Origin of the sequence: Dokdonella sp., from assembly GCF_051958935.1 — a bacterium.
In the GTDB taxonomy this organism is placed as follows: domain Bacteria; phylum Pseudomonadota; class Gammaproteobacteria; order Xanthomonadales; family Rhodanobacteraceae; genus Dokdonella_A.
Window position 1 is genome coordinate 1 of record NZ_JBQCFP010000011.1, and the last position, 8,248, is coordinate 8,248.

Below are 8,248 nucleotides of genomic sequence, written 5' to 3' on the forward strand. Positions count from 1 at the left end.
CCTCGATGCGCGCACGGCGTCGCGCCTCGCCGCCTCGGCACGTGCGCACCCGCGTCGCGCGGCCGCCGCGTTCGCGCATGCGCGCGAACTGCGCGACCTGCTGCAACGCGTGTTCGCCGCGCGCGCGCACGGGCGCGCGCCCACGCCCGCGGACCTCGACGCGTTCAACCGCGAGGCCGCCGTCGCGCTCGCGCACCGGCAGCTCGAGCCCGGTGCGCACTGGCACTGGCGCTGGGACGACGATGACGCGCTCGAGCGGCCGCTGTGGCAGGTGCTCGCGTCGGCGGTCGAGCTGCTGCAGCACGGCGAGCCGGTGCGGCTCAAGCAGTGCCCGGCGCCCGATGGCTGCGGCTGGCTGTTCCACGACGCGAGCAAGAACCAGACGCGCCGCTGGTGCAGCATGCGCATGTGCGGCAACGGCGCGAAGGCGCGCCGATTCCAGCAGCGCCGGCGTGTCGCGGCCGGCTGACCACCCAGCGCCATTCGCACCAGGTCGATCGCGCCGTTCGGATTTCGCATGCCGCTTCGCGTAACGGATCGAACACGCCTTTCGAGCGAGGACCGCGATGCGAATTCCACCGAGCATCACTGCCTGCGCGATCGCGCTCGCGCTTTCGACACCCGTGTCCGCCGCGAGCTGGTGCGTGCGCGACCACGTCGAGCTGCAGCAGGCGCTCAGCGCCGCGGCCGCCTCGCCCGGCGACGACGAGATCCGCCTGCGCGAAGGCGTCTACACGACGTTCAGCGGCTCGTTCCTGTATTCCGCGCAGACCACCGGCTGGCTGACGGTCTCCGGCGGCTGGTATCCGGTCGACGGCAACGACTGCGCGCAGATGCGCATGGACGCCTCGCGCACGGTCCTCGACGGCGCCGGCCAGCATCAGGTGCTGCGCATCATCCTCATACCGCCCGCGGGCACGACGCAGGAAACGCGCCTCGCGGTGGTCAACCTCAGCGTGCGCAACGGCTACGGTGACTCGGCGCCGTTCCAGCGCGGCGGCGGCATCGACATGGGCGCGTACTCGGGCGCGTTCACCGAGCTCTGGCTCGAGAACGTGATTGTCGCGAACAACGAAGGCTGGTTCGGCGGCGGTGCGAACCTGTATGCGAAATACGGTGCGGTGCGCGTCGCCAATAGCCTGTTCGACGCCAATAGCGCATCCGCGTCGGCATACGGCCACGCCGCGATCACCGTGAATGCGACCGCGCAGAACGTGAGCCCGGCCGTGCTGGTTGCCAACAGCACGGTCGCGCGCGGCCGTTGCGCTGGCCAGGGCGCGCGCGGCTGCGGCATCGGCGCCGGTCTCGCCGGCAGCGTGCACATGGGCATCGTCAACAGCCTGTTCTTCGACAATGCAATTTCCGATCTCAACCTCGAAGGCGCCGCGGTGATCGGCCTCGGCGACGGCAGCGCGAGCGCCGACTACAGCCTCGTCGGCGTGGTCGGCGGCAACCTGCCGCTCGCGACAAGCCACGCATTGGCCGGCGACCCGAGATTCGCCGATGCCTCCAATGGCGATTTCCGCCTGCGCGACGATTCGCCGTTCATCAACCAGGGCCTCGCCGCCGTGCCATTCCCGCCTCTTAGCGCGCTCGATCTCGATGCGTTGCCGCGCAACCGCTTCGGCGCGCCGGACCCGGGCCCGTACGAGAACCAGAGCTGGGATTGGCTGTTCGCGGACGGCTACGACTGACAGGTGGACGGGCGAGCCGGCGGCGGCACGCGCTGCGCGCGTACCGCCCTACACGCGAGCGCGCCGCCAACGGCGACCATGTAGGGCGGGTCGAGCCGCGCAGCGGCGAGTCCCGCCGCACCGCCACGCCTCACCCCTCAGCGCTGCGAAGCGACTCGCCGCCCGGAAAAGCGACAGGCACCCGAAGGTGCCTGCCGGTCCCTCCCCAATCGATGCGCCTGCGTCAGAAGATGTACTGCGCCGACACGCCGAGCACGTTGCCGGAGCTCTGGAAGGCGCCGGTGAGATGACTGAACGTCGACGTGGTGTGATCGATCGAGCCATCGTCGACCCAGAGGTGAACGAAGCCGGCGTCGAAGCGCCAATCCGCGGACGGCTTCCAGCCGACGCCGATCGAGAGCCAGGTGCGATTGCCGTCGGGCACGCGCGGCGTGCGCGTGAGATCGGTGGTCGGCGTTTCGTCGTAGGCGACGCCCGCGCGCAGGGTCCACTCGTCGTTGAGGCGGTACTCGCCGCCGAACGCGTACATCCAGGTGTCGTCCCAGCCGAACTCCTGCGCGCGCGTGAACGGACCCATCGCCGCGTCGGAATACTTGATCAGGAGATTCTCGAAGCTCGACCAGTGCGTGAAGCTGATGTCCGCACCGAAGCTGAGGCGCTCGTCGAAGGTGTGCCACCAGCTGCCGGTCACGTACCACGGCGTGTCGAAGTCGGCCTGGCCCTTCTGGTTGACGAAGGCGCCGCCGAGCAGCGGCAGGATGTTGCTCGGCACCTGGAAGCGCGCGTCACCTTCCAGCGTGTGGTCGATCTGCGAATGGAAGTTGAGGCCGATGCGATCGCTCGAGGTCGGCTTCCACAGCAGGCCGACGGTGAAACCGTAGCCCCAGTCGTCGCCCTTGAGGCCGCCGAAGCCGTCCGCTTCCTGCGGCAGCACCGCGCCGTTGGTCGGCGAAGCGAGGATCGTGCCGAAGTCGACTGCCTGGGTGAGTTCCGCACTCGTACGCTGCGCGATGACGCTGCCGCCGATCGACCACTGGTCGTTGATCCTGTAGGACGCGGCAAAACTCAGGTCGATCGATTCGAGCTTGGACAGCACGCCTTCGTAGCGCAGGATCGAGCGGTCGTCGTACTCGGTCTCGAAGCCGAACGGTGCATTGACCGAAGCGCCGATCGTCCACTGGTCGTTGATGCGGTGGGTGAGGTAGATCGCCGGCACCGGTTTGGTCACGCCACCGTCGCCGCCATTGTTGCCGGTCAGCGGGCGGCCGAGCAGATCGGTGCCGCTACCGTGAAATTCGGTCTTGAAGTTGATGACGTTGAGGTCGACCTGGACGCAGTTCTCGCCGGAAAGGTCGCCCATGGCGGCTGCATTGTTCGCGACCATCGAACAGTCGCCGGGCGCGGAGGCGCCGCCGGCATAGGACCGGCCCAGACCCTGCACGCTGTTTTCCTTGAGCTGGAAGCCGCTCGCGAACGCGTCCTGGCCCACCAGAGCCGCCGCGAGCGCCAGTGGCAGGGCGGCGAACGACGGGACGAGCCTGGTCCGACGGGTCTTGTGCTGCATACGGCACTCCTTGGGGCGAACGGTTTCTTTGCGGGTCTGTAACGAATCCGCAGCGATCTTAACGTCAAGTTCGACGATCTGGCCATCGTGCGCTGCCGCAAACGGGGGCGTATGGTCGGCCAGCCGGCCCGACTCGCACCGCATTCGTGAAATCGTCCGCGACAAGTGCCCACCGGCGCCGGCTAAGGTGCCGCTACACCGACCAACGGAGGTTCCCGTGCGCTTCGAGCGTCTGTTCGCCATCCTGCTCGGCCTCGCACCATGCGCCGCCGTACCGGCCGCGTTCGCCGCGAGCACGGTGCACCTTCCGGGCGCGATGTGCCCCGGCGGCGACGGCATCTTCGACGACGGCTACGAAACGCGCGTCGTTCCGCACGATCCGTCCGGCGGCAGCGGCGGGGCGTATCCCGGCAACGTCACGCGCACGATTGGCGTACCCGGTGTCGGCACGCGCAGCTACTACCTGCACGTGCCTCCCGGATACACGCCCAACCAGGCATCGCCATTACTGCTCGCCTTGCGGGGCCAATCGCTGCCGACCGCAACCGCCGCGCAGCAGGTGCGCACGAACTGGGCGACATGGGCCGACAGCAAGGGCTTCCTCGTGCTCGCGCCGGTTGGCAATTCGAGCCAGGGCGGCTGGGGTGCGGCCGGCGACATCGAGGAAATCGGCGCCGCGCTCGACGATGCGCTTTCCGCCTACAACGTCGAACGCAGCCGCATCTACCTATGGGGCTTTTCCGCCGGCGCGCACTACGGCCATGCGCTCGCATTGAACAACGCGGACTACTTCGCCGCGTACGGCGTCAGCGCAGGCTCGCTCGAACAGTACGCGTGCACCGACAACGGCAATCCACCGCCTGCATGCGCGAGTTTCCTCGCTGCGGTGCAGCCGAAGATTCCGGTCGACATCCATCTCGGCAACCAGGATCCGCTGTACACGCAGTACGGCGCCGGCGGCGACCCGCAGCGCTTCGAGAACGCCGGCTGGGTGCGCGACCGCGACCTCTACTTCACGTTGTTCGGCGGCGGCCACACCTACTCGACGGCCCATCTCGGCCAGATCTGGAATCACATCTGCCCGTTCGCGCTCGGTCCCTGATCCACGCGTGTCGCAATTCGAGTTCGGCGATCGAACCGAGCAAGCATCCAGCGCGCTTTCACGATGATGGCGTTCGGAAACCCCAGCACCTCACTCGAAGCCGTTCGCGAAGATGCGATCGCCCGGACAGAGCGAAGCGCCCAGCGTACCGCCGTAACACGGATCACTCACCGGTACGCCGGCCAACGGAAACTCGACCGCATCGCTGATACCGTCGCCGTCGGAGTCCGCAGCGTCCTTGCGCGTGCCGATCACAAGTTCGAGCGCATCCGGCAGGCCGTCGCCGTCGCTGTCGCCGGCGGCATAGGCATAGCCGAGCACGGCATTGCTGGTGGACGGCTGCACTGCCGTGTAACTCGCCGCCTCGAAGGCGCCGCGCTCGCTTTCGAGAAAGGTCGCGCAGTCGTTGTCGGCAGTCTTGCATTTGCGCCATAGCTTCTCCGCAAACGGCGGAATGCACGCCGGCTCGGGCGTGCACGGCTGGTAGATATAGCCCTGGATCGTCCACAGGTCGTAGCCGCCGCTGTTGTGTAACACGGCCATCGTCGCCGGCGTCGCCAGCAGGTGATCGTGGCCGCCGGTCTTGTTCTTCGTCATCAGATACAACGGGATCAGGTCGGGATATCCGCTGCGCGGCTTGTACTCCGTGCTCAACACGTAGATCGCGGCGCGCGGCGCCGGCGGCACCGACTCGTACGTATCATGCGTATTCGACGGATCCTGGGGATCGTAGGAAAACGCGTAGCCGGGCACCGGCGGCTGCGCGCCGGTTCCGGCGGCGGGCTGCGTATAGTTGTGCACCTGCGTGATCATCAGCGCGCGCGTACCGCGGCGACGTCGTTTCGGCGTAATCCTTCGTGAAGTCGCTGCGCAAGCGGAACAGCGGCGTGGCGCGATTCCGGACGATGGCGCCGGCGACCGTGCCGAGCATGCGGCGCGCGGCTGCCGCCGCATCCGGAATGCCATAACCAAGGCGCGCGTCCCACGCACCCACGCGCGAGGCGGTTTGCGCAAGCACCGCGCGAAGCCCCGGCTTGGCCGGCGCGACCGGCTCCGCATCGCCCGGATAAACGAGAGGATTGATCGAGCGCAGAATGGCAAGGACTCCCGCGATCTGCGGCGCCGACATCGACGTGCCGGTGCACAGGCCCACGCCGTCGCCCATCGGCGTGCCGAAGCCGTCGCCGCAGGCGAGACTCGCATTCCAGTTCTTGTTCGGATAAGCGGTGGACAGCACCTGCCTTGCCGACGCGAGAAGTTCCTGACGCCCGTAGTAGGCGCCGCTGTGAGACACACTGAAGTCGCTTCCGCATTCGTTCGCATACGGCGGGTACAGCGGGCAACCGGTGTTGCCGCCCGGCGATTCGTCCCACAATGCGAGGTCCTGCTGGAAACCGCCCGCCGCGATTACGCGCGCATCGCTCGCAGGAAAGTTCAGGTCGTTCCTATCGTTCCCCGACGAGGCGACCATCGCGATGTCGCGCGAGCTCGCGTACATCAGGGAGAGGCATTCGGGCAACTGATCGTGCGCGGGGCCGCAGTAGCCGTAGGACTGTGTCGCTCCACCGTAGCTCATATTGAGGATTTGTGCGCCGAGATCGATGGTTTGGGCTTCGGCGCGGCGCGGGGCGAATCTATTGGTCTGAGGATAGACTGTCGCGGGGGAGGCCGATTCATTGCAAGTAAGATATGTGGTCTTCCACATAGCAATGCCGCAATTCCTGCAAATGCCCTGTATACCGAGACCAGCGGCGCCGCTCGCTGCAATTAACCCAGCCACATGCGTGCCATGTCCGGCACGTGTCGACGGCAGAAACGCATTTTGATTCGGATTGGACGTGCATGGCCCGGCGGCGATCCACATCGATTTCGCCTCGTCCACATTCCCGGCATCGAAGGCAGGGCCGCCGGGTGGACTCTGAGACGGAATGATGAGAATGGTCTCGCCTCCAGTCAGGCCGACATCACGCGACGCTTGCGGCACGAAGCCGCCGCCGAGATACGTCGTGCCGCTGAACTGTTTCAGCGCCGCACTGGCCGGGTCCAGCCCCGTATCGACCTGGCCGACGAGGGCATAGCCGCCGGCGAGCCTCCAAGCTGCATCGATATTGAGATCGAACCACCCGTACTGCTCCACGCCGCCCGCGGGCGGCTCGGGCGAGGGCGTGATGCCGAAGTCGATGAGTCCGACCGACGAGAATGACCATTCGGGCGGCACCGCCGCCGAAGCGACTCAGGGGTCGCCCTGCAGCGCCGCCAGCGCCGCCGCGACATCCGGCACGTTGTAGCGCTCGATCACGCAGCGCTCGAGCTTCGCGCGCGCCGATTGCGGATTGGCCATGAGCCAGCCGAGGAAGTCGCCGGTCGCGCGATCGGGGATAAGGTAGTTCGCGTCCAACGGCGCCACGCTGGAATAGGCCTGCAGCGGCGGCGTGCCGACGTGCGGCTTGGTATTGACCCAGTTGACGATCGCCGCGGAACTGGGTGCGCCGGTGGCACCGCTGACGCAGTTGATGATGTACTGGGCGCGGACATCCAGCGAAACGAGAGCAAACAGTACGAACAGAGCGTGCGCGCGCCGTCTATGCAGCGCAAGCAGAGCGATGCCCGCCACCAGCACCAGTAGCACAACCAGCATTGTTGAGCCAGCTGCCGGAACAGGGACGGTCGGCGCAACAGTGCCACGAACGGAGAAGTCGACCGCACCAATGGTGAGCACCGCCGGATTAGCATAGAAATCGGTGTAGCGCATTTCGGCGGTAAGGACATAGGCCCCAGCTGGATAGACACCAATCGGATACGTCGCAGTTCCCACGCCGTAGATGCACCAATCCAGGTCCTCTTCGTGGACACCGGAAACGACGAATCGAATTGCGTTACCCTCCAGTATTACCTGCGGATATCCCGGGGTTGTTGTGATCGCATCGCAGATGCCACCGTGGATATTGATGTACACCATTTCTCCCGCCAGAGGTTGCTCCGGCGTGATCCACGGCGGATCGAAGAACGCCTGAGCGGACGGCGCAGACAGAGCGAAAACGAGCGCCAGAACCGGCGCAAAGGCACGTTTGTACATTTCCAACCCTCCCCAGATCGCGTGAGGCTGATGCCGTTCGCGAACCCTCTGAACACGCCGTCATCCCCGAGAAAGCCGGATTTTTATCTTGCTTTGAAGCCGCTGAAGCCAAAAATACAAAATGGATTACTCGCTGCGCTCGCCCCTTCGGGGCCGCCCTACGGGCGTTCTGCGCGCTGCGCGCTGGTCCCGCTTTCGCGAGAATGACGGCGCTTTGGACTTGGGGACGACGGCTTGTTCGGAGGCTCCCAAGGGCTACCAGCGAGAATGTCTGCGCTTATGCCAGGCGCCCCGCGTGCCAGGCGCCCGCGACACACCCTACTCCGTGCGCGCCGCCGGATCCTCGCGCGCGAGCTCGGCGATCGCCTCGCGCACGAGCGCGTCGAGGCCGGCGCCGCCGGCGGCGGCGTGCGCGTGGATGCGCCGGCGCATGCGCGGTTCCCAGAAGCGGCGGATGTGCGTCGCGATGCCGGCGACTGCTGCCGCATGATCGGGTTCGGCGCGGAAGTACGCGCCGATGTCGTTGGCCATCTTCACGAGTTGATCGACTCCACTCACGCGCGCGCTGCCTCCGTTTCGACGATGCGACCGGCGTGCGCATAGACGACGTGGTCGTCGCCGCGCGCGAAGCCGACGAGGGTGAGGTTCGCCTGCGTCGCGAGCTGGATCGCGAGTGCGGTCGGCGCCGAGATCGCCGCGAGCAGGCCGACGCCGAGCGTCGCCGCCTTCTGCACCATCTCGTAACTCGCGCGACTGGTCACGACGGCGAAACCGCCGCGGACGTCGAGCTCGCGTCGCACGAGCGCACCGAG

Annotated in this window: 9 protein-coding genes; 3 read left to right on the top strand and 6 right to left on the bottom strand. The window is 66.8% G+C overall.

Features of this window, described 5'->3' with window-relative positions; translation table 11 throughout:
- Both ACTHK2_RS00960 and ACTHK2_RS00965 read left to right on the top strand, forming a co-directional pair.
- Positions 1–469: CGNR zinc finger domain-containing protein (locus tag ACTHK2_RS00960; protein WP_440243768.1), on the top strand; the 469-nt coding region annotated here is incomplete at its 5' end.
- 97 nt (positions 470–566) lie between these two features.
- The gene (locus ACTHK2_RS00965; protein WP_440243770.1) at positions 567–1,694 is read left to right on the top strand and encodes a hypothetical protein; all 1,128 of its coding nucleotides are present in this window, start codon (positions 567–569) and stop codon (positions 1,692–1,694) included.
- 223 nt (positions 1,695–1,917) lie between these two features.
- Here ACTHK2_RS00965 and ACTHK2_RS00970 read toward each other — a convergent pair whose 3' ends face one another.
- Entirely contained in the window at positions 1,918–3,258 is a 1,341-nt protein-coding gene (locus tag ACTHK2_RS00970) for an OmpP1/FadL family transporter (protein ID WP_440243772.1), read from the bottom strand.
- 217 nt (positions 3,259–3,475) lie between these two features.
- On the opposite strand from ACTHK2_RS00970, the gene ACTHK2_RS00975 reads away from it, so the two are divergent.
- Positions 3,476–4,360, top strand: coding sequence for an alpha/beta hydrolase family esterase (locus tag ACTHK2_RS00975; protein WP_440243774.1), 885 nt, complete (start codon positions 3,476–3,478; stop codon positions 4,358–4,360).
- A gap of 90 nt (positions 4,361–4,450) precedes the next feature.
- Here ACTHK2_RS00975 and ACTHK2_RS00980 read toward each other — a convergent pair whose 3' ends face one another.
- From ACTHK2_RS00980 to ACTHK2_RS01000, 5 genes are all read right to left on the bottom strand, one after another.
- Entirely contained in the window at positions 4,451–5,173 is a 723-nt protein-coding gene (locus ACTHK2_RS00980) for a hypothetical protein (RefSeq protein WP_440243776.1), read from the bottom strand.
- Positions 5,061–6,578 carry a S8 family peptidase gene (locus ACTHK2_RS00985; RefSeq protein WP_440243778.1) on the bottom strand — a complete coding sequence of 506 codons (1,518 nt, stop codon included), beginning with the start codon at positions 6,576–6,578 and terminating at the stop codon, positions 5,061–5,063. The genes ACTHK2_RS00980 and ACTHK2_RS00985 overlap by 113 nt, the downstream gene beginning before the upstream one ends.
- 15 nt (positions 6,579–6,593) lie before the next feature.
- Positions 6,594–7,436: a hypothetical protein gene (locus tag ACTHK2_RS00990; RefSeq protein WP_440243780.1), complete on the bottom strand. Its 843-nt coding sequence runs from the start codon at positions 7,434–7,436 to the stop codon at positions 6,594–6,596.
- A 318-nt stretch (positions 7,437–7,754) separates the two neighbouring features.
- Positions 7,755–7,994, bottom strand: coding sequence for a formate dehydrogenase subunit delta (locus ACTHK2_RS00995; RefSeq protein WP_440243782.1), 240 nt, complete (start codon positions 7,992–7,994; stop codon positions 7,755–7,757).
- Positions 7,991–8,248: formate dehydrogenase accessory sulfurtransferase FdhD (locus tag ACTHK2_RS01000; RefSeq protein WP_440243784.1), on the bottom strand; the 258-nt coding region annotated here is incomplete at its 5' end. The genes ACTHK2_RS01000 and ACTHK2_RS00995, both read right to left, overlap by 4 nt.